Source organism: Rhizobium sp. BK591 (genome assembly GCF_014195045.1).
Lineage (GTDB): Bacteria > Pseudomonadota > Alphaproteobacteria > Rhizobiales > Rhizobiaceae > Rhizobium > Rhizobium anhuiense.
In genome coordinates, this window is the sequence record NZ_JACIAZ010000002.1 from 812,675 (window position 1) to 835,644 (window position 22,970).

General features: G+C 62.1%; 22 protein-coding genes and 1 pseudogene. 13 read left to right on the forward strand and 10 right to left on the reverse strand.

Annotated features, from left to right (window positions below):
- Positions 1-2 precede the first annotated feature (2 nt).
- From cobG to FHX10_RS10995, 9 genes and pseudogenes are all read right to left on the reverse strand, one after another.
- Positions 3-1,385, reverse strand: coding sequence for a precorrin-3B synthase (gene cobG / locus FHX10_RS10955; RefSeq protein WP_097630181.1), 1,383 nt, complete (start codon positions 1,383-1,385; stop codon positions 3-5).
- Between the two features lie 73 nt (positions 1,386-1,458).
- Positions 1,459-2,223, reverse strand: coding sequence for a precorrin-6A synthase (deacetylating) (gene cobF / locus FHX10_RS10960; RefSeq protein ID WP_097622423.1), 765 nt, complete (start codon positions 2,221-2,223; stop codon positions 1,459-1,461).
- Positions 2,224-2,401: 178 nt separating this feature from the next.
- Positions 2,402-2,546, reverse strand: a pseudogene (locus FHX10_RS10965) (helix-turn-helix domain-containing protein); the annotation flags it as partial.
- 226 nt (positions 2,547-2,772) lie between these two features.
- Complete coding sequence (locus FHX10_RS10970; protein WP_097622424.1) at positions 2,773-3,672, reverse strand: carbohydrate ABC transporter permease; 900 nt, start codon at positions 3,670-3,672, stop codon at positions 2,773-2,775.
- Positions 3,673-3,695: 23 nt separating this feature from the next.
- Positions 3,696-4,628, reverse strand: coding sequence for a carbohydrate ABC transporter permease (locus tag FHX10_RS10975; protein ID WP_028758286.1), 933 nt, complete (start codon positions 4,626-4,628; stop codon positions 3,696-3,698).
- Positions 4,629-4,710: 82 nt separating this feature from the next.
- Positions 4,711-6,015: an ABC transporter substrate-binding protein gene (locus FHX10_RS10980; RefSeq protein ID WP_025570636.1), complete on the reverse strand. Its 1,305-nt coding sequence runs from the start codon at positions 6,013-6,015 to the stop codon at positions 4,711-4,713.
- A gap of 153 nt (positions 6,016-6,168) precedes the next feature.
- On the reverse strand, positions 6,169-7,236 hold the full coding sequence (locus FHX10_RS10985) for an ABC transporter ATP-binding protein (RefSeq protein WP_025570637.1): 1,068 nt from the start codon (positions 7,234-7,236) through the stop codon (positions 6,169-6,171).
- A 173-nt stretch (positions 7,237-7,409) separates the two neighbouring features.
- Complete coding sequence (denD, locus tag FHX10_RS10990; protein ID WP_097622426.1) at positions 7,410-8,396, reverse strand: D-erythronate dehydrogenase; 987 nt, start codon at positions 8,394-8,396, stop codon at positions 7,410-7,412.
- A gap of 21 nt (positions 8,397-8,417) precedes the next feature.
- On the reverse strand, positions 8,418-9,146 hold the full coding sequence (locus FHX10_RS10995; protein WP_025554837.1) for a FadR/GntR family transcriptional regulator: 729 nt from the start codon (positions 9,144-9,146) through the stop codon (positions 8,418-8,420).
- A gap of 176 nt (positions 9,147-9,322) precedes the next feature.
- On the opposite strand from FHX10_RS10995, the gene FHX10_RS11000 reads away from it, so the two are divergent.
- From FHX10_RS11000 to FHX10_RS11040, 9 genes are all read left to right on the forward strand, one after another.
- Positions 9,323-9,592 carry an acylphosphatase gene (locus FHX10_RS11000; RefSeq protein WP_097622427.1) on the forward strand — a complete coding sequence of 90 codons (270 nt, stop codon included), beginning with the start codon at positions 9,323-9,325 and terminating at the stop codon, positions 9,590-9,592.
- A 155-nt stretch (positions 9,593-9,747) separates the two neighbouring features.
- A complete protein-coding gene (locus FHX10_RS11005) occupies positions 9,748-10,401 on the forward strand; it encodes a Rieske (2Fe-2S) protein (protein WP_097622428.1) in 654 nt (217 codons plus the stop codon).
- On the forward strand, positions 10,398-11,243 hold the full coding sequence (locus FHX10_RS11010; RefSeq protein WP_097596050.1) for an aromatic ring-hydroxylating oxygenase subunit alpha: 846 nt from the start codon (positions 10,398-10,400) through the stop codon (positions 11,241-11,243). The genes FHX10_RS11005 and FHX10_RS11010 overlap by 4 nt, the downstream gene beginning before the upstream one ends.
- Positions 11,240-11,899 carry a glutathione S-transferase family protein gene (locus FHX10_RS11015; protein ID WP_028756311.1) on the forward strand — a complete coding sequence of 220 codons (660 nt, stop codon included), beginning with the start codon at positions 11,240-11,242 and terminating at the stop codon, positions 11,897-11,899. The genes FHX10_RS11010 and FHX10_RS11015 overlap by 4 nt, the downstream gene beginning before the upstream one ends.
- 2 nt (positions 11,900-11,901) lie before the next feature.
- The gene (locus tag FHX10_RS11020) at positions 11,902-13,281 is read left to right on the forward strand and encodes an amidohydrolase (protein WP_097622651.1); all 1,380 of its coding nucleotides are present in this window, start codon (positions 11,902-11,904) and stop codon (positions 13,279-13,281) included.
- Between the two features lie 25 nt (positions 13,282-13,306).
- Complete coding sequence (locus tag FHX10_RS11025) at positions 13,307-14,404, forward strand: BMP family ABC transporter substrate-binding protein (RefSeq protein WP_097622429.1); 1,098 nt, start codon at positions 13,307-13,309, stop codon at positions 14,402-14,404.
- A gap of 3 nt (positions 14,405-14,407) precedes the next feature.
- A complete protein-coding gene (locus tag FHX10_RS11030; RefSeq protein WP_184389293.1) occupies positions 14,408-15,931 on the forward strand; it encodes an ABC transporter ATP-binding protein in 1,524 nt (507 codons plus the stop codon).
- Positions 15,928-17,028 carry an ABC transporter permease gene (locus tag FHX10_RS11035; RefSeq protein ID WP_097630182.1) on the forward strand — a complete coding sequence of 367 codons (1,101 nt, stop codon included), beginning with the start codon at positions 15,928-15,930 and terminating at the stop codon, positions 17,026-17,028. The genes FHX10_RS11030 and FHX10_RS11035 overlap by 4 nt, the downstream gene beginning before the upstream one ends.
- Positions 17,025-17,936, forward strand: coding sequence for an ABC transporter permease (locus tag FHX10_RS11040; RefSeq protein WP_025554754.1), 912 nt, complete (start codon positions 17,025-17,027; stop codon positions 17,934-17,936). Before FHX10_RS11035 ends, FHX10_RS11040 begins: the two co-directional genes overlap by 4 nt.
- Before the next feature lie 35 nt (positions 17,937-17,971).
- On the opposite strand, the gene FHX10_RS11045 is transcribed toward FHX10_RS11040, so the two are convergent.
- The gene (locus FHX10_RS11045; protein ID WP_063475746.1) at positions 17,972-18,505 is read right to left on the reverse strand and encodes an NUDIX hydrolase; all 534 of its coding nucleotides are present in this window, start codon (positions 18,503-18,505) and stop codon (positions 17,972-17,974) included.
- A gap of 96 nt (positions 18,506-18,601) precedes the next feature.
- Here FHX10_RS11045 and FHX10_RS11050 point away from each other — a divergent pair, with 96 nt between their 5' ends.
- The 4 genes from FHX10_RS11050 (at position 18,602) to ntrB (ending at position 22,960) form a co-directional block, all read left to right on the forward strand.
- Positions 18,602-19,246, forward strand: a complete 645-nt coding sequence (locus tag FHX10_RS11050) for a DUF47 domain-containing protein (protein WP_025570521.1) — start codon at positions 18,602-18,604, stop codon at positions 19,244-19,246.
- Complete coding sequence (locus tag FHX10_RS11055; protein ID WP_025570519.1) at positions 19,246-20,250, forward strand: inorganic phosphate transporter; 1,005 nt, start codon at positions 19,246-19,248, stop codon at positions 20,248-20,250. The genes FHX10_RS11050 and FHX10_RS11055 overlap by 1 nt, the downstream gene beginning before the upstream one ends.
- 446 nt (positions 20,251-20,696) lie before the next feature.
- On the forward strand, positions 20,697-22,010 hold the full coding sequence (locus FHX10_RS11060; RefSeq protein WP_047612030.1) for a CmpA/NrtA family ABC transporter substrate-binding protein: 1,314 nt from the start codon (positions 20,697-20,699) through the stop codon (positions 22,008-22,010).
- 56 nt (positions 22,011-22,066) lie between these two features.
- Complete coding sequence (gene ntrB, locus FHX10_RS11065) at positions 22,067-22,960, forward strand: nitrate ABC transporter permease (protein WP_097622432.1); 894 nt, start codon at positions 22,067-22,069, stop codon at positions 22,958-22,960.
- Positions 22,961-22,970: the final 10 nt, after the last annotated feature.

A 22,970-nucleotide genomic window follows, 5' to 3' on the forward strand; every position in this document is an offset into this window, starting at 1 on the left:
TCCTATTCCTGTCGCAGCGCCTTTGAAACGCCGGTTGTGCCAAGCCGTGTAAGGCAGGCCGCGGCCGATTCGCCAGCGCCTCGGTTGTCTTCGATGGAGCGGGCGAGCCTCTCTATAGCGAAATCGATCCGACCGCCAGCGATCCGTTCGTCCGGCCGATCCGCAGCAAGCCCATTGAGGATGAGGTCATAACCCTCCGGCGAGCCCGTCAGGGTCAGCGCCGGCCGTGCATGGGCGCAGCCCTTGGCGCAGCCTGACAGATGCAGCGTCAGCGAACCGTCGAAGAGGGCAGGTGCCGCAGCGATGATGCGGCGCGCCAGAGTTCTCGTCTCGTAGAAGGCGGAGCCGCAGGCGCCGGCGCCGGCGCAGGCGGCGATATGCTCGCTGTTGTCGCCGGGTTGGGCGCTGAAGCCAAGTCTGGCCGCGGCGACCTGCATAGCCGGCACTGTATCAGCCGGAAGTCCGATCAGGAAGAAACCGCGATCGGGCGCAAGCCGGATGGCTGTCGCGCCCTGGCTCTCTGCGAGATCGAGCAGGGCGGAGAGATCGGACGTCCTCATCTGTCCGAATTCCGGCCTGACGCCGAGCAGGGTTTTGCCGTCGGCGAGCCTGTGCGGGCCGGAAAGCGGCACCCCTGCCGCGCGGGACGGAAAGAACTGAATGCCATCCATCGCCGGAAAACGCGCCCGCAGCAGCGCCGGATCGATATCGCGTGCCCTCTTGCCCTGCCCGAGATCTGCCAACAGGCTCAGAATGTCGCCGACCGCCGATATTGCCGCCTCCGCAGAACCGATCGCGACCGGCGTTGCGCTTTCACCGTCGCCATTGATCGCCACAAGCCAATCTGCGGGGGATTGCGCGACAATACGGATATCAGCGGAAACCGCCGCCAAGCCGAAGGCTCCCCCGCCGTCGACGACGAGCGATAGTTTTGGCGCGAGCCGTGGCGAGCGAAGCTGATCGCGGAGCGTGCGGCGCAATGCCGTTTCCATTGCGGCCGGATCGTTTATTTCTTCCGGATCGATGCCGTGCAGCGGCGAGATCTCGATCGCCGGCCCCTCCGGCACGACAATGCCGGCGGCATCGATATCGGCAGCGAGCGGTCCGACCGTCTCGGCGCTGAGCCCGCGGATCTGCAGATTGCCGCGTGCGGTGATTTCCAGAATGCCGTTTCCATGAACTGCGGCTAAGCGGGCAAGGCTTGCAAATTGCGGCAGCGTCAACGCGCCGCCGGCTGGCCGCAGCCGCACAAGCAGGCCGTCGCCGGTCGGCATCGGAGCTGACAGGGCGGGGCAGGCGCCGCGTGCGCGCATTTTTGCTGCCAGGTGATCGTGCAGATCCGCCTCGCCTGTCCTGTTGTTTGCCCTTGCGGCCTCAACACTCATTCTCAATCCTCTGAGCATTTCTTACATGATCGCGGCCGGGCCGGCAAAGCATGAGAGAAACGGGTCGGAACGGCTATTCCTCGAAATCGCATCCCTTGCGCAGGAGATAGATGTCCATGATCCAGCCGTGCCGCTGCCTGGCCTCGGCCCTCAGCGTCACGATGTCGGCGGCGATATCGCCAAGCCGGCCCGATCTGACGATTTCATCCTGGGTGCCGAGATAGGCGCCCCAGAAGATCTCGGCATCGGGATCGTCGATCTTGGCAAAAGCCTGTTCGCCGTCGAGCATCACGATGGTGCTGTCGCTCCGAAGCCCGTCCTGCGCCAGCCGGCGCCCCGTGGTGATCTCGATCGGCTTGCCGACGAGGTTGATCGGGATCCTGTGGCTGGCAGCCAGGGCCTGGATGCTGGTGATGCCGGGAATGACGGTGTAATCGAAATCCAGGCCGCTTTCCCGTCGCACGCGTTCGATGATGCGGATCGTGCTGTCGTAGAGACTGGGATCGCCCCAGACGAGAAAGGCGCCGCTGCCCTCATCCGGCAGACTAGCGATCAGCTCTCCATAGATACCGGCGATTTCGCCATGCCAGGCATCGACGCTTTGCGCATAGCTCCTCTCTGCCGTCTGCCGTTGCGGCACGGCGAACTCCGAAATTCGGGCAGCTGGCCGCGTGATATAGCGTTGGCAGATCTCGCGGCGGATATCGGCAAGTTCTTCCTTGCCGGCGCCCTTGACCGGCAGGAAGACCACGTCGGCCGCGTTCATGGCGTTGATCGCCTGTATGGTGAGGTGCTCCGGGTTGCCCGTGCCGATGCCGATGATTTGGATATGCTTCAAGCGGATGCTCCCTTTGCGTCCTGGCGGTCTTGCCGAAAAAGCCCGGTCGTCGCAAGGGCGGAGCGGGAGTTGGCCGCGCCAACCTGAAGCTCCTCCGCGACAAGCTGCTTCCGCCGCTCTCGCAGAAGACACTGCGAACGTTCTTCTACGGCGAGGCGACACAGAGGATCGATGTACAGGCCTGCAACAGCCTGTGCACCTGACTTCGGTTGAGCCCAAGCAGCTCAGCGGCCTGGACGACGCTCAGGCGCTGATCACGGATCGTCTGAATAAACTTCGAGGCGATGCAATTCTTTATGCGACATGGTGGTCAAACAGGGCATCAAGATTCCGACCCCTCATGGTCTCGACCGGGCTGGAGGTCGTCATCCTTGCGCTCAACGTTGACCTTGATCAGAACGTCGAGAGGCGAGACTGTCGCATCTCTAAATAGCCCCTACACGAATTAGCGGCGTAGCAAGTATTATCGAACAACCACCCCGGGACGCTGGTTTCACTGCGAGCGCGCAGTTTGCGCATCGTTGCCACGCAGCGAAATCCAGCAGATTGCTATTCCTTCACTGCACCGGTCATCGAGGAGACATAGTAGTCCACGAAGAACGAATAGAGGATGACCACCGGCAGCGAGCCGAACAGTGCACCGGCCATCAGCGCTCCCCATTCGAACACGTCGCCGCGCACCAGTTCGGTCAGGACGCCGACCGGAATGGTTTTGTTTTCCGATGACTGGATGAAGGTGAGCGCATAGATGAATTCGTTCCAGGACAGCGTGAAGGCGAAGATGCCGGCCGAAATCAGCCCGGGGACGGCCAGCGGCAGGATGATCTTGGTGAGGATCTGCCACCTGTTGGCGCCATCCACCAGTGCGCTTTCCTCCAGCTCGAAGGGGATCGAGCGGAAATAGCCCATCAGCAGCCAGGTGCAGAAGGGAATGAGGAAGGTCGGATAGGTAAAGATCAGCGCCAGCCGCGAGTCGTAGATCCCGAGCTTGAAGACGATGAAGGCAAGCGGGATGAAGAGGATCGACGGCGGCACGAGATAGGCGAGGAAGATCACCAGGCCGACCGATCGGGAGCCGGTGAAGCGGACGCGCTCGATGGCATAGGCGCCCAAGACTGAGGCCACCAGCGAGAGGAAGGTGGAGCAGACCGCCACCAGCATCGTGTTCCACAGCCAGCCCGGATAGGAGGTTTCGAGGAACAGATATTTGATATGCGCGAGCGTTGCTCCCACCACCCAGAACGGGCTGTAATTGGTATAGTCGGTCAGCTGCTCGTTCGGCTTCACCGCAGTGATCGCCATCCAGTAGAACGGGAAGAGCAGCACGAAGACGAAGATGGCCATCGGCAAGTAGAGCATCACGATCCGCCGTGGCAGGCGGTTCAGATAGCTCATGCCTTCGGCATTATCGGTCAGGGCCTGATCGGCGGTGTTGGAATGTGTCGACATCGATATTCTCCTAATCTTGGCTCCTAATCCTGGCCGCCCTGCTGCCATTTGCGCCGTTGCAGGCCGAAGAAGCTGAACATGATCGCGCCGAGCAGGAAGGGCACCATGGCGACCGCGATGGCCGCCCCCTCGCCGAGTTGGCCGCCGGGAATGCCGCGTTGGAACGACAGCGTCGCCATCAGATGCGTAGCGTTGACCGGCCCGCCCTTGGTCAGCACGTAGATGAGCTGGAAATCGGTAAAGGTGAAAAGCACCGAGAAGGTCATGACGACGGCGATGATCGGCGTCAGCATGGGCAGCGTCACATAGCGGAAACGCTGCCAGCTGGTGGCGCCGTCGAGCGAGGCAGCCTCCTGCAGCGATGCTGGAATGGTCTGCAGGCCGGCAAGCAGCGAGATCGCCACGAAGGGAATGCCGCGCCAGACATTGGCGACGATAACGGAGATGCGCGCATTGATCGGGTCGCCGAGGAAGTTGATCGGTCCGCTGATCAGCCCGAGCTGCATCAGCGACCAGGAGATGATCGAAAACTGGGAATCGTAGATCCACCAGAAGGCGAGCGCCGAAAGCACCGTCGGCACCACCCAGGGAAGCAATACGATTGCCCGGAAGAAGGATTTGAACGGCAGGTGCTGGTTGAGCAGCATCGCCAGCCAGAGGCCGAGCGCGAATTTCAGCACGGAGGCGACGAAGGTATAGAGAACGGTGTTGAAGACCGACAGCCAGAAGACGCTGTCGTCCATCAGGAACTGGTAGTTCTCCAGTCCGATGAAGATGCCGTCGCGACCGATCCTCGTATCGGTGAAGCCGAGCCAGACGCCGAGCCCCAGCGGATAGGTCAGAAAGCAGACGAGGAATACTGCCGCCGGCAGCATGAACAGGAAGCCGAGCACATTGTTGTTCTGCAGGAGCGAAGAGACCGGCCCACGTCTATCCCCCGAATTTGCCATCGACATTGCTTATCTCCCAGATCGCCTTTTGAACCCCCAGATCTTGCGGCATGCCGAAGGCCGGCATGCCGCTTGTTCGAGGTGTGGCTCAGACGCGATAGTAGCGGTTTGCCCGGCGTTCGGCTTCCTTCATCGCATCTTCCGGCGACATCTGGCCGGTAACGGCCGCCGCATACATGTCGACCAGAACGTAGTCGGCCATGGTTGCCGCCGAGGCATAACCGAGCGGGCCGGCATAGCCGTTCGGACGCAGCTTTTCCGAGGCGCGCGCATAGGGCGCGTGGACCGGATCGGCTGTCCAGATCGGGTTCTTGGCGAAAGCCTTGAGCGGCTGGCAGCAATAGGCGCTGGAGCCCTGGATCCACGCATTCATCTGGTCGGCTTCCATCATGAACTTGATGTAGGCCTTGGCCGCTTCCGGATATTTGCTGTGCTTGAAGAGAAGCAGCGAACTCGTCTGGCAAAGTTCCACGCTCTTGCCGACAGGACCAATCGGGAAGTTCGTCGTGCGGATGTCCTTGGCGATCTCGGCGAGCTTCGGGTCGTTCTTGGCGGTGTAATAGACCGAGACGCCGTTGGCGATCAGCGAAACCTGGCCGGCGAGGAAGGCGCGGTTGTTGTTGACGTCCTGCCAGCTTTCGGTGCCGGGGATGAAGGTCGCATAGAGCTCCTTGGCATAGTTGATCGACGCCAGCGTTTCCGGGCTGTTGATCGTTACCTTGCCGCTTTCGTCGACCATCATGCCGTTATGGCTCCACAGCAGCCAATGGGCATAGTTGTTGCCGTCGCCGACTGCCTTGCCGTGCGGGAAGCCGGCCGGCGTGCCCTTTGCCTTCATCGCCTTGCAAAGCTCGAGGAAGCCTGCGGTATCATTGGGGAATTCGTTGAAACCGGCAGCCTTCACGTGGCTGTCGCGATAGACGACGGCATTGCCGATGGCCGTCAGCGGCATGGCGATGAAGGTGTCGCCGCGTGTGGCATAACCCTTCACGCCGTCGTACCAGCCCTCATACTTGTTGCCGAGATAATTGCCGAGTTCGGTCAGATCGACCAGCTTGTCGGGATATTGGTGGGCGTCGTCGAACCAGCACATGATGAGGTCGGGGCCGGAGCCGACATTGGCGGCGACGGCGGCCTTCGGGCGGATGTCCTCCCAGCTTTCCTTGTCGATGCGCACCTCGACGCCGGTCGCTTCGGTGAATTTCTTGGTGTTGGCAAGCCATGCCTCCTCGTCGCCCTTGACGAACGGTGTCCAGCGCAGCAGGCGAAGGCTGGCGCCGCTTTCCGGCGTGTAAGTCGGCTCGGCCTGCGCCAGGGATGGCCGGATGCCGAGGCCGGCGGCGCCGGCGACGGCAGCCGAGGCGGCAAGAAAGTCACGTCTTCTGATCCTCATGAGATTCCTCCTCATCAAAAAAAGCGGGTACGAACTTGCCGGCACTCACCTCCCGCTTGGTGAACGCCGCTCATTGCATCCCTGAGAGGGGATGTGTGCCTGCCTGCAGGCAACGAGAGGGCTCCTCCGCCCCCGCGCCGCCACCGGCCGGCCTCAGTCGGTCAATCTCCGGCCGCTCTCGGCATCGAAGAGATGAACATGCGCGGCGTCGATCGCAACGCGCAGGGTTTCGCCCGGCCGCGCGTTGACACGTTCGCGGAAGACGCAGCTGAGGTCGCTGCCGCCGAGCTTGAGGATAAGATGCGTCTCGTAGCCGGTCGGCTCGATCACCACGATTTCACCGGGCAGGCCATTGGCATCGAGCAGGATGTATTCCGGGCGAAGCCCATAGACGAGATCGCGGCCGATGGCGTCGGCGGGCGGATTGGCGACCGGCAGCGCGGTGCCGTCGGGTGCCCTGAATCGTGTCGGGTTCTCCGGATCGAGCCGGCCCTTGATCATGTTCATCGCCGGCGAGCCGATGAAGCCGCCAACGAAGAGATTGGCCGGTTTGTCGTAGAGCTCGAGCGGCGTGCCGACCTGCTCGACGACGCCGTCATGCATGACGACGATCTTGTCGGCCATGGTCATCGCTTCGATCTGGTCGTGGGTGACGTAGACCGTCGTCGTTTTCAGCCGCTGGTGCAGCTCCTTGATCTCGGCGCGCATGGCGACGCGCAGCTTGGCGTCGAGATTGGAGAGCGGTTCGTCGAACAGGAAGACTTCCGGATCGCGCACGATCGCCCGCCCCATGGCGACACGCTGGCGCTGGCCGCCGGAAAGCTGGCGCGGATAACGGTCGAGCAATTTGTCGAGACCGAGGATGCCGGCGGCGTATTTCACCCGCTTCTCGGCTTCCGCCTTCGGCGCCTTGTTCAGCATCAGCGAGAAGCCCATGTTCTGCTGCACCGTCATATGCGGATAGAGCGCATAGTTCTGGAACACCATGGCGATGTCGCGATCCTTGGGCGGCAGCGTGTTGACCACGCGCCCGCCGATCTTGATCTCGCCGCCGGAAATGTTCTCAAGTCCGGCCAGCATCCGCAGCAGGGTGGATTTGCCGCAACCCGAGGGGCCGACCAGGATCACGAACTCACCGTCGGCGATATCGATATCCACGCCTTTGATGACCGGAAATGCACCGAATGATTTCCGCACATCCGCGAATTGAACGCCTGCCATACTCTCTCCTCCCAGATATCGAGCGCTACATGCTATGTATTCGTATTGTCGTTATGTCTTGCCGGCGGCCGTAATCTTCTCTCTCAAGTTCTTCAAGCACGGCAATCCCGCATCTGTGGGGGTGCCTGGTCAGGCCCCTGCCGCATGATCCGGGTCGCGCCGTCTCCCCAACCTCATCGGGATGCACCCGGAGCATCTTCGGCGAGGTAGACCTCGATCAGCTCGTCGACGCTGCTTTCAGCGGTAAATCCGAGTTGCGCCGCGCGTTGCGGCGTAAAGGATTTCGGCCACCCGGCGACGATCTCCTCAATGACCTCGTCGCGGCGCCGATCGATCAAATCCGCCGCTTCGGGGCCGGCGGCACGGCGCAGCGCATCAATCTGGTCGGCAACGGTGGCGGCAACCCCTGGCATGGTGAGCGTGCGCCGGACACCCAGCGACGCTGTATCGAGCGTGGCGGCATGGATCAGGAAGTTGACGGCCGAACGCGGGCTCGCCAGCCAGTGCTTGACGGTTTCTTCGACCGGCAGAACGGCACGCTGGCCTGCGAGCGGTTCCCGCAGGATTCCGGAAAAGAAGCCCGATGCGGCGGCGTTCGGCGCGCCGGGGCGGATGACGATGGTCGGCAACCGAATTCCGATGCCATCGACGAAGCCGCGGCGCGAATAGTCGGCAAGCAGAAGCTCCGATATCGCTTTCTGGACTCCGTAGCTGGTGAGGGGCGCCAGCACGTAGTCATCGGGAATGGGATCGGGAAAGGGCGCGCCATAGACCGCGATCGACGAGGAGAAGACGAAACGGGGGACATAGGCTTGGCGACTGCCTTCCCGGCGGATCGCTTCCAGCAAGGCTCGCGTGCCGTCGAGATTGACCCGATAGCCGAGGTCGAAATTGCGCTCGGCTTCGCCGGAAACGATCGCGGCGAGATGGAAGATCACATCGGCCCGACCCGCCGCAAGTGCTGCCGCTGCGTCGCTTTCGGAAATATCGGCCGCCAGCGCTTCCGCCGGCACGGAGATGTCGGCGGGCACCGGCGGAGGCGTTACATCCACAAGCGTCATGCGCGTGATTGTATCGCCGCCGAGGGAACCGCTGCGCCCCAGTGTGGCGGCGAGCTTCCGGCCGATCATTCCTCCCGCGCCGATAATGAGAATATGCATCGTGTTTCGCCTCCCTGCGAACTACGAGAAGAGTAACTTGGTCGTCGTATAAATACGGGTTTCGTGGATTGCGAAGGCCGCGGCCGCAGCATCCGGGTCCCGCGTCTCCAGGCCGGCAAGGATCATCCGGTGATCGGCGATGCTGGTGGCGATGCTTCCGGGCTGCGATACGACGCGCCTTCGGTGGCTGAGAAGGTAGGAATAGAGGTCGGCGGCCATATCAGCCAGCACCGCGTTGCCGCTGGAACGGTAGATAGCGGTGTGAAATTCCCGGTCACATATCAAAAAACGGACAGGATCGTCACAGGCGGCCTCCTGTGCTGCGATCGACTTGCGGAGATAATCAAGCGTTGAAGGCTCCATCTTGACCGCGGCAGCCCTGACGACCTGCGCTTCGATGAGAAGTCGCGCCTCATGAACATTGTCGAGACTGTAGGCCGCAATGTCGCGATACCGCGCAGCCTGGACAGCCAATTCGCCGACATCCTCCGATGCCACCACGGTTCGGGTCCCATGCGCGACGGAGAGAATCCCATGCGTGGAAAGGATGAGGATCGCGCCACGGACGGTCTCGCGGCTGACCGACAGCGCGGAAGCCAATTCGCGCTCGCTTGGCAAGGGATCGCCCACTTTGAGGATGCCCGTCGCTATGAAGGTCGCAATCTTCTGGACGACGAAGTCTTTCATCGACTTCTTCGGCGCTCCGCCGAGCGTCGCAACGTCGTCTTCGAGCATTGCTCGAACATCCATTGCTTTCCCCCTCCCCGCGCTCAGGTCTACTGGTCCGGTAAGTGGACCAGTAGACCTGAGCGGAAGAGGCTTGTCAATGCAGCACGTCATGATCGGCCGAGCATCCTCGCCTTGACGATGACCCCTTCCGCACGGTCATCCAGGCGTTATAGTATGGGGAAGCAAGAGCGAGCGTGATGACGGGACAAGATACAAGCCACCTCCTGGAACGGATGACGATCGTCGGTGATCTCGAGGCCGCCTCCTTTGTCCCCTGGATCCGGCGCCACGCCGCCAAGCTTGGGCTGTCGCACACCATCTCTCATACGAGTCCCATGCGGATCGAACTTGAGGTTGCCGGGCCGGAGGAGCTGATCGACATGATGGAGATGGGATGCTCTCTCGGGCCTATCGACGTATGGGTCGAGAGCATAGAACGCACGACGATCATCGGCGAAAGAGCCTAGTACCGGCTACCGTGTATTTTGCGCCGTGCATATTATTTACTCAATATTGCCAATGCGAAATAATTATGCAAACCTGATAAGGTTGAGCGGAATTGCCTCGATGCGGAGGCGGGACGTGCTCGGCAAGCATATGATTTTGTTTGGGAACTCTAGTCATGCCATCCGCTACGACCGGCTTTTGGACGCCAGTCGCTCTGTCCCGGGATTTGCCAGCCGGCACCGTCATGCCGGCACGGACGGCAGCCGGATCGATTGCCCTGTGGCGCAGCGCTTCCGGGCGCATATCGGCATCGGCCGATCGCTGTCCGCATCGCGGCATGCGTCTGTCTCACGGCTTCGTGCGCGGCGAGGCGCTCTCCTGCATCTATCACGGCTGGAGTTATGGTCAGGCCGGAAACTGTCTCCGCATTCCGGCCCATCCAGGGCTGGCGCCACCGGAAACCATCCGCGTCGCCACCCATGACGTCGAGGAGGCGGACAACGTGATCTGGGTCGCGGTGGGCACGCCGGCTGCGAAGCCGCCGCGGCTTGAGGGCCTCATTCCCCTGCGATCGCTGACGGCGTTGGCCGGCATTGCGGCGATCGAGGCGGCTGCTGGCGCGAAGGCAAGTCCTGAAGGCTTGCTCGAGTTCAATGCAACAAGCGGGACCATCTGTCTGCTATTATCCGCTCAAGAAGATGGACAGACACTGATCCACGTGCTGCTGAAGCCGGACACCGGCCCCGCGGCGGGCATTGGCGCTTCGCGGGCCGCCGAGAGCCTGCGCCGCCGGGCCGAAGATCTTCAGAGGAAGGAGATCGGCCAATGACCATGCAGGCGATGACCGACGAATGGTATCCGGTCGGGCTCTTCAGCCAGCTCGACAGCGCCGGTCGCAGGACGGCACTGATGGGCGAGCCGATCGAAGTGGCGCGCGATGGCGACGGCAATGCCAAGGTGACGGGCGGCGACGGTCGTGTACTGCCGGTGCGCGTGCGTTACGGTCATGTCTGGTCCTCCCTCGGCGCGCCGAAGAAGGAGCTTTTCCCGATTCCCGAGGCCGACCAGCCCGGCCGCCGCTTCGTCGATGTCGGCGTGGTGCGGGTGCGCTGCTCGCCGCTGCGTGCCGTCGAGAATTTTCTCGACATCGCCCATTTCCCCTTCGTCCACACCGACATTCTCGGCGCCGAGCCGCACACCGAGGTTCAGAACTACAAGGTCGAGATCCGCGAGGAAGAAGACGAGGTCTGGGCGACGCAGGTGAAATTTTACCAGCCGCAGGCTGCCAAGTCGGCAAGCGGCGGCATCACCACGGAATACATGTACCGCGTGCCGGCACCGACCTGCTCCGTGCTTTACAAAACCTGCCCGCCGCGCCCGAGCGAATGGGATGTCATCACGCTTTTCGTGCAGCCGCTGGCCGAGGACCTCTGCGACGTCTGGCCATGGATGGCGCTCTTTGACGACGAGACCGCGATGACCGACCTCATCCACTTCCAGCAGACGATCTTTCTGCAGGACCGTTCGATCCTCGAAAATCAGATTCCGCGGCTGCTGCCGCTCGACCCCGGCATGGAAATCCCGACGCGGGCCGATCTGACATCGATCGCCTACCGGCGCTGGCTGAAGCGCCACAATTATACCTATGGCGCACAGCTGGTGGCGCAATGAAGCTCTACGACTACATTCTCTCGCCGAGCTGCTACAAGGTGCGCCTGATGGCGGCGCTGACCGGAGTGAAGCTGGAACTCCGCCCGGTAGATTTTCATCCCGGCGCCGAGCATCGCGGCCCCGAGCTGCTTGCGCTCAACCCGGCAGGCTCGATTCCGATCCTGGAGGATGGCGACCTGATCCTGACCGAATCCTCGGCCATTCTCGTCTATCTCGCCGCCAAGGCAGCACCTGAATGGCTCGGCGGCGGCAGGGCCGAGGAAGCGGCGCGGGTGCAGCAGTGGCTGTCGTTCTCCGGCCGGCTGACGGCAAGCCTCGGGGCAGCGCGGCTTCACGAAATGCTGCTGCGGCCGGGCGATATCGGCGCGCTGCAGGCCCAGGGCATCGCCGCGCTTCGCGAACTTGAGGCCGGGCTTGTCGAGCAGGGCCTTCGCGGCATGCGTTTCCTCGCAGCCGACCGGCCGACAATTGCCGATATCGCCTGCTTCCCTTATGTGGCGCTGGCCCCCGATGGCGGTGTCATACTGGATTCCTATCCCGCCATCCGGCTCTGGTCCCGCGCGCTGCGCGCCCTCGACAACTTCATCGAGATGCCAGGCATTCACCGGCTGCACGAATTGAAGCCCGAACCCCAGATCGAACCGGGCGAGGCGTGATGATGGCCGGCTACCTCCTGAAGAATTGCGCGGCCGTGATCGTCGACGAGGGCAAGGGACCGGTCGTCCATCGCAATGTCGATCTGCTGACCAGCGGCCCAGAGATCGTGGCGATCGGCGAAAATCTCGCGGCGGACGCACTGCCTCCCGGCACGACCGTTCAGGATGCTGCCGGCTGGTTCGTCTATCCAGGCTTGGTCAACACCCATCATCACTTCTTCCAGTGCTTCGTGCGCAACCGCGCCGATCTCGACTGGACGAAGCTCTCGGTGATCGAGTGGCTCGACCGCATCTACCCGATCTTTTCGCAGCTCAACGAGGAGTGCTTTTACCACTCCTCCGTCACCGCGATGGCCGAGATGATCAAGCATGGCTGCACCACGGCCTTGGATCACCAGTATAATTTCCCCCGGCATGCCGGGAAGCGGCTGATCGATCGCCAGTTCGAAGCGGCCGAGCTGCTCGGCATGCGTTTCCATGCCGGCCGCGGCGGCAACACCCTGCCGAAGTCGGAAGGCTCGACCATTCCCGACGAGATGCTGGAAACGACGGACGAATTCATCGCCGACTGCGCCCGGCTGATCGACGCCTACCACGATACCAGCCGCTTCAGCATGCGCCAGGTCGTGGTCGCGCCCTGCCAGCCGGTGAACTGCTACCGTGAGACGTTCGTGGAATCGGTGGCACTGGCGCGTGATCGCGGGGTCATAATGCACACGCATGTCGGCGAGGGCGAAAGTCCGGTCATCCAGGCGCGTCACGGCATGCGCACGGTCGACTATCTGGAAGAACTCGGCTTTGCCGGACCCGACGCCTTCTATGCCCATTGCTGGGAGTTGACCCACGACGAACTCAGGAAGATGGCGGCCAGCGGCACCGGGGTGGCGCACTGCTCGGAACCCGTCTATCTGGTCGGCGCAGAAGTCACCGATATTCCCGCCATGGCCGCTTTCGGCCTGCGCGTCGGTCTCGGCTGCGACGGTGCTGCCTCCAATGACAATTCCAACCTGATGCACTGCCTGCACTCCGCCTACATGCTGCAGTGCCTCGTATCATCCACCCGCACCCACCCCGTGCCGCCTCCGGTCGATTTCCTCGGCTACGGCACGTCAGGGGGTGCCAGCCTGCTCGGCCGGCGCGATATCGGCCGACTGGCGCCCGGCATGGCCGCCGACCTGTTTGCGATCGACACCCGCCGCATGGATTATGTCGGCACGCGGCACGACCCGCTGAGCCTGATTGCCCGCGTCGGCATCGGCATGGCGACCGACATGACCATGATCAATGGCCGCATCGTCTGGCAGAAGGGCGAATTCCCCGGGCTCGACGAGGCCAAGCTGGCTGCCGAGGCGGAAGCTGCACTATCCGCCGTGAAATTCTAGAAAACCAAAAGAGGGAACTGAGACCATGACCAAACTGACCCGCAGAAACCTGATGACGGCCGCTGCCGCCACCGGCCTTGCCGGTGTGCTCGGCAGCCGCCTTGCTTTGGCCGCCGACGCGCCGCTCGGCATCACGCTCGTCGTCCCTTCGCCGATCGGCGATGTCGGCTGGGGACATGCACTGGCCGCCGGTCTCGAGCCGATCAAGGCCGCTTACGGCGACAAGGTGAAGGTCACCGTGCTTGAGAATATTGCCGAAGGCCCGGATGCCGACCGCATCATGAACAAGACCGTCGCCGACGGAAACAAGTTTTTGGTCGCCGGCTCTTTCGGCTATCAGAACGGCGCCCTGCAGATCGCCCGCCGTGATCCGAGCGTCACGGTTCTGCATGCCTCGGGCTTCCAGGTCGCTCCGAACTTCTCGCCTTTCGCCGCCAAATATTTCCAGGGTACCTATCTGCTCGGCATGGCAGCGGCAGCGCTTTCCAAGACCGGCAAGCTCGGCTCCGTGTCGGCTTTTGCCATCCCCGAGCTCATCACCTCGATCAATGCCTTCACGCTCGGCGCCCAGGCGGTCAAGCCCGACATCGAAGTCTCGGTCGTCTGGGTCAACTCCTGGTTCGACCCGGCCAAGGAGCAGGAAGCCGCCAAGGCGCTGATTGCGCAGAAGTGCGACGTGATCTTCTCCAACGCCCAGGACACGCCGTCCGTCATCTCGGCCTGCGAGGAAGCCGGCGTCTATGCCTTCAACCTCAATTCTTCGATGAAGAAATATGCGCCGAAGACCTATCTCGGCTGCGTCGCGACGGATTGGTCACCGTTCTTCAAAGCTTCGGTCGATGCCCATCTCGCCGGTACCTTCAAGGGGGCCAATGCGTTCCTCGGCGTCGCCGACAAGGTCGTCGAAGTGGTCGACTGGAATTCGGATATTCCGGCTGACGTCATGACCAAGATCAAGGAGATCGAGGCAAAGATCGCCGACGGCAGCTTCTCGCCGTTCACCGGGCCGATCGCCAAGGCCGACGGCAGCGAAGGTGTCGCATCCGGCGCGACCTTGGCCGACCCCGAGATCATCGCCATGAATTGGCACGTCAAGGGCGTGTCCACGCCGCTGCCGAAATAAGTCATGACGACCACGCTCCTGTCGCTGCGCGGCATTTCGAAGAGCTACGGCCAGATCCACGCCAACCAGGCCATCGATCTGGACGTGGCTCCGCAATCGATCCATGCGATTCTCGGAGAAAATGGCGCGGGAAAATCGACGCTGATGAAGCTGATCTACGGCGTCGAGCAACCGGATGACGGAGACGTCGTCTGGGAAGGAAAACCCTTGCGCCTCGCCTCTCCGGCGGAGGCAAGGCGCAACGGTATCGGCATGGTCTTCCAGCATTTTTCGCTGTTCGAGACCCTGACCGTCCTGGAGAATATTCGGCTGGTCGTGCCGGGCCGCAAGGCTGAGCTCAAGGAACGCATCCGGACGCTTGGACGGGAGTTCGGCCTTGAAGTCGACCCGCTCGCCCATGTGCATGCGCTGTCCGTCGGCGAGCGGCAACGGGTGGAGATCATCCGAAGCCTGATGACCGATCCGAAGCTGCTGATCCTTGACGAGCCCACCTCCGTCCTGCCGCCGCAACTGGTGGAGAAGCTGTTCGACACGCTGCGCCGGCTGCGCGACGGCGGCGTTTCCATCCTGTTGATCTCCCACAAGCTCGAGGAAATCCGGGCAATCTGCGACCGGGCGACCATTCTGCGCGGCGGCCGGGTGACCGGGAATGTCGACCCGCGTGAACATGATGCCCATGACCTTGCCCGCATGATGATCGGCCGCGACATGCCCGAACCCTTGTCGGCGCTGCCGCTGTCCGGCGGGGAAAAGCGGCTGGAGATCATCGGTCTGGACTATCAGCCGGACGATCCCTTTGCGGTGTCGCTCTCCGGCATCAGCCTCGAAGTGCATGCCGGTGAAATTCTGGGGATCGCCGGTATTTCGGGCAACGGCCAAAGCGAGCTTGCCGCGTTGGTCTCGGGCGAGACGGTGCTGGGGCGCGACCAGCGCGACCGGATCTACATGATGGGGATGGATGTCGGCAGGCTCGATGCCGCGGCGCGACGGACGCTTGGATTTGCCTTCGTTCCGGAGGACCGGCTCGGACGCGGCGCCGTGCCCGAAATGTCGCTTATCCTCAACAGCCTGCTGACGGCCCATCCGCTGAAGCTTTTGCGCCATGGTCTTCTCGACAAGGCGCGGGCGACGGCGTTCACCGAGGATTGTATCCGTCAGTATGATGTCCGCACACCCGGCCCGGATGCGGAAGCCGGGACGCTTTCCGGCGGCAATCTGCAGAAATTCATCGTCGGCCGGGAAATCATGCTGGCTCCCAAATTGCTGTTCGTGGCGCAGCCGACCTGGGGCGTCGATATCGGCGCCGCATCCGCCATTCGCAGCCGTCTGGTCGCATTGCGCAATCAGGGCATGGCGATCCTTGTTATTTCCGAAGAGCTGGAAGAGCTGTTCGAGCTCTGCGATTCCATCCAGGTGCTGCATCACGGCCGGCTCAGCCCGCCGCTAAAAACGCGGGACACACAGCCCGAAGAGATCGGCCGATACATGGTCGGGGCACAAGCCTCACCCGAGAAAGTCCGTCTATGAGCGCTTGGTCCCCTGCTTTCGTTCCCACCCTGGTGCGCCGGGAGCGCGCCTCGCTTGCCGCGAGCCTGCTTGCGCCCGTCATGGCGCTTGTCATAGCGATCGCGCTCAACCTCGGCCTTTACATCCTGATGGGCCGTGACCCGGTCGCGGTCCTCTACGCGATCCTTTTCGAGCCCTTCCTCTCCTGGGCGTCATTTTCGGAAGTGCTCTTAAAGGCAGGCCCGCTCCTGCTGATCGCCCAGGGACTGGCGATCGGCTTTCGCGCCAAGGTCTTCAATATCGGCGCCGAAGGCCAGTTCATTCTCGGCGCGATCTTCGCCTCGGCCATTCCGGTCTGGTTTCCTCAGGCAACGGGCCAGTGGATCTGGCCGGCGATGCTGCTGCTCGGCGCCATCGGCGGCGCGCTCTGGGCCTCTCTCACCGCCTTCTGGCGCGTGCGCCTCAACGCCAACGAGATCCTCGTTTCGCTGATGCTGAGCCTCGTTGCGGCGCAGCTGCTGAACTATCTGCTGCTCGGCCCGTGGAAGGATCCGAACGGCTTCAACTTCCCCCAGTCGGTGATGTTCCAGTATGATGCGATGGTCCCGACCCTGATTTCCGGGACCCGCCTCAACGTCTCTTTCCTGATTACGCTCGCTTTGTCGGTTGCCGCCTGGGTCTTCATGCAGAAGAGCTTCATCGGCTACAAGCTGCAGGTCGGCGGCTTGGCGCCGCGGGCTGCCGGCTATGCCGGCTTCAAGGAGGGTTGGGCAATCTGGCTGTCGCTGCTGATCGGCGGCTTTGCCGCCGGTCTTGCCGGTGCTGCCGAAGTCGCCGGTCCGCTCGGCCAGCTGCAGCGTTCGGTCGCGAGCGGTTATGGCTATGCGGCCATCATCGTCGCCTATCTCGGTGGCCTGCACCCGATCGGCATCGTGGTCTCGGCGCTGGTCATGGCGGTCATCTATATCGGTGGCGACAATGCCATGGTCTCGGCCGGCCTGCCGATCGCCGCCGTCCGCGTCTTCCAAGGCAGTCTGCTGCTCGCCTATCTCATCGCCGTCGCCTTCGTGCGCTACCGCCTCGAATGGCGCCGCGCCGCCCACCGGAGCCCGTCATGAACGCCATCGAGTTCATTCTTGCCGGCATGCTTGCGGCGGCGACACCGTTTCTTCTCGCAGCCCTCGGCGAACTGGTGGCCGAGCGCGCCGGCGTCCTCAACCTCGGGGTCGAGGGATTGATGGCCTTCGGCGCCGTGCTCGCCTTCATCGTCGTCTATCAGGGCGGCGGACATCTCCTGGGCTTCGTCGTCGCCGGGTTCGGCGGCGCTGTCCTTTCCCTGCTCTTCGCCTTCGTCACCCTCGGATTCCGGGCAAACCAGGTGGCGGCGGGCCTTGCCATCGGCATTCTCGGCCAGGGCCTCTCGGCACTTTTCGGCAAGACCTATGAAAGCCTCACCGTCAGAGGACTTCCGAAGCTCGCCCTTCCCGGACTTTCGGAACTGCCGGTTATCGGCGGCCTTTTCGTCCAGGACATCGTCGTGTGGATTTCGCTCGCCGCGACCCTCGCCCTCTGGGCCATATTTGCCTACACCAAGCTCGGTCTCATCGTCCGCGCTGTCGGCGAGAACCCCAAGGCCGCGCATGCCATCGGTTATCCGGTCATCTCAGTCCGCGTCCTCGCCATCGCCTTCGGCGGCGCCATGGCGGGCTTCGCCGGTGCCTATGCGTCGGTGGTCTACACACCGCTCTGGGCCGATGGAATGATCGCCGGCCGCGGCTGGATCGCCATCGCCCTTGTCGTCTTCGGGACTTGGCTCACCGGCCGTATCTTCCTCGGCGCCTGCCTCTTCGGGGCGGTCTCGCTGATGGGGCTTGCAGCCCAGGCAACCGGACTGGATGTTCCCTCGCAGCTGCTGTCGAGCCTGCCCTATCTTGTCACGATCATCGTGCTCGGCATCATCTCCGCCGACCGTCGCCTGCTGAAACTGAACGGCGTTGCTTCGCTCGGCGAACCATTCGAGCGATAAAGACGCGCGGCGCTGCTATCTGCCGGCGAAGATGGTCAGCCGCGATCGAGCTTCTTTCCGCCGCGCGCTTCGAATTGGACGAGCAGCGACTTGAGTTCGATCTCGCGAACGCGGCGTGCCGCTTCATCCGGGCTGACCCATTCGAGGATACGCTGACCCCGCTCCTTGAAATCGCCGCTGATATCAGTGACTTCAATCTGAAACATGTCGACGATACAGGGGGCCACATCGCCATTGTCGAGTTCTTTCAGATAGGTATAACGGCCGACCGGCTTCTTCTTCACCACACCGCGCACGCCTGCCTCCTCCCACGCCTCGATTGCCGCTGCTTCGAAAGGCTTTTTCCCTTTCATCGGCCATCCTTTTGGGATGACCCAGCGTGCGCTCTCACGCGATGTGATCACCAGGATTTCGATCGCGGATCCGGCATCGCCGTAGCGGAAGCAAAGAGCGCCGTACTGTTGACGGAATGCACCGGCGAACAGCGTTTCAGGAACAGCAGCGAGCTGCCGTAGCAGTGGCTGGGACTTGTCCGGTCGGGGCTTCCTGCTTTTCTTGCTCGGCGTCATAGTAGATGAATTACCGAATTTGCATGTTGCTTCAATTGCCTGAGCGTGTTTATGACAGATTTATGACAATCGGCCGCACGAGGAAGGTTCCCAGGCATGATGAGCATTTTTCGCAAGCTGATGCCACGGGAAGACAGATTCTTCGACATGTTTTCCAAGCACTCGAAGACCGTCGTTGCCGCAGCCTACGCCCTCGACCAACTCCTGAAGGGCAATGACGTCGAAAAAAACTGCGAACGTATCGTCACATTGGAAGACGAGGCCGACGACATCACGCGTGACGTTCTTCTTGCCGTTCGCCGAAGCTTCATCACGCCCTTCGACCGGGGAGACATCAAGGACCTCATCCAGTCGATGGATGATTCGATCGACATGATGCACAAGACAGTCAAGACGATCCGCTTGTTCGAGCAATCCAGCTTCGATCCGCTCATGCAGGAGATGGGCAGCGAAATCGTCAAGGCGGCAAATCTTGTCGCGGAAGCGATACCCCTGCTCGACAGATTGGGGGCCAATGCGCAGCGTCTCGCCGCCATCGCGGAGGAAGTCACCCGAGTGGAGGGACGTTCCGATGAGCTCCACGACCAGGGTTTGAAGGATCTGTTCTTGCGTCATGGCGCCAGCGGCAATGCGATGGCCTACATGATCGGCAGCGAAATCTACGGAGAGCTGGAGAAAGTCGTCGACCGCTTCGAGGATGTCGCCAACGAGATTAGCGGCATTCTCATCGAGAACGTCTGATGGATGCCTCCCTCGCTCTGCCGCTGCTGGTCGGCCTTATCGTCGTCGCTTTGTTCTTCGACTTTCTCAACGGCCTTCATGATGCGGCCAATTCCATTGCCACGATCGTCTCGACCCGCGTCCTGCGGCCGCAATATGCGGTCGCCTGGGCGGCGTTCTTCAATTTCATCGCTTTCCTGTTCTTCGGCTTGCATGTCGCCGAGACGCTGGGGACTGGCATCATCGATCCCGCGATCGTCTCGCCCCAACTGATCTTCGCCGCGCTCATGGGCGCCATCATCTGGAATATCCTCACCTGGATTTTCGGGATTCCATCGAGTTCGTCGCATGCGCTTGTCGGTGGGCTGGTGGGGGCCGGTCTGGCAAAGGTGGGCTTCAGCTCGATCGTCTGGAATGGTCTCCTAAAGACGGTCGGCGCCATTTTCCTTTCACCAGCCATCGGCTTCCTGCTTGCGCTGGTGCTGGTACTCGCCGTCTCCTGGTTGTTCGTCCGGCAGACGCCGTTTGCGGTGGATCGGACCTTTCGCATCATGCAGTTCGTGTCCGCTTCGCTCTATTCGCTCGGCCACGGCGGAAACGATGCGCAGAAGACGATGGGCATCATCGCGGTGCTCCTGTTCAGTCAGGGATATCTCGGCCCGACATTCTACGTGCCGTTCTGGGTGGTCATTACCTGCCAATCGGCAATGGCTCTCGGTACGCTGTTTGGCGGATGGCGGATCGTTCATACCATGGGGTCGAAGATCACCCGGCTCAACCCCATGCAAGGTTTCTGCGCGGAGACGGGCGGAGCGCTGACGCTGTTCGGAGCGACGTGGCTCGGCATTCCCGTTTCGACGACGCATACCATCACCGGAGCAATCGTTGGAGTGGGCGCGGCTCGCCGTGTTTCCGCCGTGCGCTGGGGATTGGCCGGCAACATCGTGATCGCCTGGATCGTCACGATGCCGGCGGCGGCAGCAATATCCGCAGCGTTCTACGGACTCGTATCTTTGCTGCACTGAATGGGGTGAGAGCGAAGGCAATCGCCGCACATTACCCCTCTCCTGTTGAGCTTTGCCGCTGGAAAGACATCCATCCGGCCAGCTGCATCGCGGCTTTAATGTTGCGTGCACTGCACAAATAGAGCGCTTCCATGGCTGTGACTATCGTGGCAATCGCACAAAAAGGAAGCAGAAAACGATAGCGCTCAAGAAATAGGCAATCGTTAATTCTTCGCATTTCTCCTTTTGCTTCATGCTGTTACCAACTCCTCTCGAAATTGGCACGCTGCTTGCAGGTTCTTAGATGCACCGGTCAACGGCGACCGGGGCGGATAGGCGCGGCATAAGCGCCTGCATTAGACACCGACGTCGCAAGGTCTTTGCAATCCGGGATCTCTCATCCCTTGGACGCAATTTCCGGCGGCGTTTTTTTGTGTCCAAATTCAGCCAGCAGAGGGAACCTGCGCATGACAAAAAATTCGACGACTGGGATTTCGACAACCGGCATGACCCGCCGCGGCATGCTCAAGACGACTGCAGCGGCTGCCCTCATCGGCGCCGTCAAGACTGCCTTTCCATCGGGCGCCTTCGCAGCCGGAGCAGGGCCCGAGGTGAAAGGTGTCAAGCTCGGCTTTATCGCGCTCACCGATTCCGCACCGCTGATCATCGCCAAGGAAAAGGGATTTTTCGACAAGCATGGCCTTCCGGAAGCGGATGTGGCCAAACAGGCTTCCTGGGGTGCGACCCGCGATAATCTCGTGCTGGGCGGCGCAGCCAATGGCATTGACGGCGCCCATATTCTCTCGCCGCTCCCCTATCTCATGCACACCGGCAAGGTGACGCAGAACAATAAGCCGGTGCCGATGGCAATCCTCGCCCGGCTCAACCTCGACAGCCAGGGCATTTCCGTCGCCAAGGAATATGCCGAAACCGGCGTCCAGCTCGATGCCTCTAAGCTGAAGGCCGCCTTCGAGAAGAAGAAGGCGGAAGGCAAGGAGATCAAGGCCGCGATGACCTTCCCGGGCGGCACCCACGACCTCTGGATCCGTTACTGGCTCGCCGCCGGCGGCATCGATCCGAACAAGGACGTTTCGACCATCGTCGTGCCGCCGCCGCAGATGGTTGCCAATATGAAGGTTGGCAACATGGACGTCTTCTGTGTGGGCGAACCGTGGAACGAGCAGCTGGTCAACCAGGGCATCGGCTTCACCGCCGCCACCACCGGCGAGCTCTGGAAGGGCCATCCCGAAAAAGCGCTCGGGCTGCGCGCCGACTGGATCGAAAAGAATCCCAATGCTGCCAAGGCGCTGCTGATGGCTGTCATGGAAGCTCAGCAGTGGTGCGAAAGCATGGACAACAAGGCGGAGATGGCCGACATTCTCGGCAAGCGCCAGTGGTTCAACGTTCCGACCAAGGACGTGCTCGGCCGCCTCAAGGGCGATATCAATTATGGCAACGGCCGCGAGGTCAAGGCCACCGACCTCTACATGAAGTTCTGGAAGGACGGCGCCTCCTACCCGTTCAAGAGCCACGATACCTGGTTCATGACGGAAAACATCCGCTGGGGAAATCTGCCGGCGAGCACCGACGTCAAGGCGCTGGTCAACCAGGTGAACCGCGAAGACATCTGGCGCGAGGCCGCCAAGGATCTCGGCGTCGCGGCGGCCGATATTCCCGCGTCGTCGTCTCGCGGCAAGGAGACTTTCTTCGACGGCAAGGTCTTCGACCCTGAAAATCCCTCCGCCTATCTCGACAGCCTTTCGATCAAGGCCGTCGCCTGACCCGCTCCGGCGCGCGATCGGCGCGCCGGCCTTTCATTCGTATGAGGAGCGCGTCGATGTCCGCCCTGGCAAATAAACAAAATCCCTCCACGGCCGCCTCAGCCAAGCCGGCGGCAAAGGTTCTGCCATTTTCCGGCAAGCATGGATCGCGGATCGATTTTCGTCGAGCGGCGCTGACCGCACTTCGCAATGTCGTTCCGCCGGCCGTGGTGCTGGCGCTCATCCTGCTCGTCTGGCAGGTGCTCTGTTCATCGACGGATGCGTCCTTGCCCTCGCCGCATCAGGTCTGGCAGGAGAGCTACGACCTGATCGCCTATCCGTTCTTCAACTACGGCTCCCAGGATATCGGGCTTGGCTGGCGCGTGCTCGTTTCGCTGCAGCGCGTCGTGTATGGCTTTGGCCTTGCCGCAGTCGCCGGCGTCATCATCGGGGCGATCATCGGTCAGTCGATCTGGGCGATGCGCGGCCTCGATCCGATCTTCCAGGTGCTGCGCACGGTCCCGCCGCTCGCCTGGCTGCCGCTGTCGCTGGCAGCCTTCCAGGATTCCAATCCTTCGGCAATCTTCGTGATCTTCATCACGTCGATCTGGCCTGTCATCATCAACACCGCCGTCGGCGTCCGCAATATCCCGCAGGACTACCGCAACGTCGCCGAAGTGCTGCGCCTCAACCAGTTCGAGTTTTTCTGGAAGATCATGCTGCCTTCGGCAGCGCCCTATATCTTCACCGGCCTCAGGATCGGCGTCGGCCTCTCCTGGCTCGCCATCGTCGCGGCCGAAATGCTGACGGGCGGCGTCGGCATCGGCTTCTTCATCTGGGACGCATGGAACTCGTCGCGCCTTCCGGACATCATCGTCGCGCTCGCCTATATCGGCATCGTCGGCTTCGCCCTTGACAAGCTGGTGGCTGCGCTCGGCAAACTCGTCACCCGCGGCGCCATGGCCAACTGAGGAACGCACC

Excerpts from the sequence above, each read along its gene's own strand:
- cobG (WP_097630181.1), bottom strand. The coding sequence starts at position 1,385 with ATGAGTGTTGAGGCCGCAAGGGCAAACAACAGGACAGGCGAGGCGGAT.
- FHX10_RS10970 (WP_097622424.1), bottom strand. The coding sequence starts at position 3,672 with ATGTCGACACATTCCAACACCGCCGATCAGGCCCTGACCGATAATGCC.
- FHX10_RS10975 (WP_028758286.1), bottom strand. The coding sequence starts at position 4,628 with ATGTCGATGGCAAATTCGGGGGATAGACGTGGGCCGGTCTCTTCGCTC.
- FHX10_RS10980 (WP_025570636.1), bottom strand. The coding sequence starts at position 6,015 with ATGAGGATCAGAAGACGTGACTTTCTTGCCGCCTCGGCTGCCGTCGCC.
- FHX10_RS10985 (WP_025570637.1), bottom strand. The coding sequence starts at position 7,236 with ATGGCAGGCGTTCAATTCGCGGATGTGCGGAAATCATTCGGTGCATTT.
- denD (WP_097622426.1), bottom strand. The coding sequence starts at position 8,396 with ATGCATATTCTCATTATCGGCGCGGGAGGAATGATCGGCCGGAAGCTC.
- FHX10_RS10995 (WP_025554837.1), bottom strand. The coding sequence starts at position 9,146 with ATGGATGTTCGAGCAATGCTCGAAGACGACGTTGCGACGCTCGGCGGA.
- FHX10_RS11000 (WP_097622427.1), top strand. The coding sequence starts at position 9,323 with ATGACGGGACAAGATACAAGCCACCTCCTGGAACGGATGACGATCGTC.
- FHX10_RS11005 (WP_097622428.1), top strand. The coding sequence starts at position 9,748 with ATGCCATCCGCTACGACCGGCTTTTGGACGCCAGTCGCTCTGTCCCGG.
- FHX10_RS11010 (WP_097596050.1), top strand. The coding sequence starts at position 10,398 with ATGACCATGCAGGCGATGACCGACGAATGGTATCCGGTCGGGCTCTTC.
- FHX10_RS11015 (WP_028756311.1), top strand. The coding sequence starts at position 11,240 with ATGAAGCTCTACGACTACATTCTCTCGCCGAGCTGCTACAAGGTGCGC.
- FHX10_RS11020 (WP_097622651.1), top strand. The coding sequence starts at position 11,902 with ATGGCCGGCTACCTCCTGAAGAATTGCGCGGCCGTGATCGTCGACGAG.
- FHX10_RS11025 (WP_097622429.1), top strand. The coding sequence starts at position 13,307 with ATGACCAAACTGACCCGCAGAAACCTGATGACGGCCGCTGCCGCCACC.
- FHX10_RS11030 (WP_184389293.1), top strand. The coding sequence starts at position 14,408 with ATGACGACCACGCTCCTGTCGCTGCGCGGCATTTCGAAGAGCTACGGC.
- FHX10_RS11035 (WP_097630182.1), top strand. The coding sequence starts at position 15,928 with ATGAGCGCTTGGTCCCCTGCTTTCGTTCCCACCCTGGTGCGCCGGGAG.
- FHX10_RS11040 (WP_025554754.1), top strand. The coding sequence starts at position 17,025 with ATGAACGCCATCGAGTTCATTCTTGCCGGCATGCTTGCGGCGGCGACA.
- FHX10_RS11045 (WP_063475746.1), bottom strand. The coding sequence starts at position 18,505 with ATGACGCCGAGCAAGAAAAGCAGGAAGCCCCGACCGGACAAGTCCCAG.
- FHX10_RS11050 (WP_025570521.1), top strand. The coding sequence starts at position 18,602 with ATGATGAGCATTTTTCGCAAGCTGATGCCACGGGAAGACAGATTCTTC.
- FHX10_RS11055 (WP_025570519.1), top strand. The coding sequence starts at position 19,246 with ATGGATGCCTCCCTCGCTCTGCCGCTGCTGGTCGGCCTTATCGTCGTC.
- FHX10_RS11060 (WP_047612030.1), top strand. The coding sequence starts at position 20,697 with ATGACAAAAAATTCGACGACTGGGATTTCGACAACCGGCATGACCCGC.
- ntrB (WP_097622432.1), top strand. The coding sequence starts at position 22,067 with ATGTCCGCCCTGGCAAATAAACAAAATCCCTCCACGGCCGCCTCAGCC.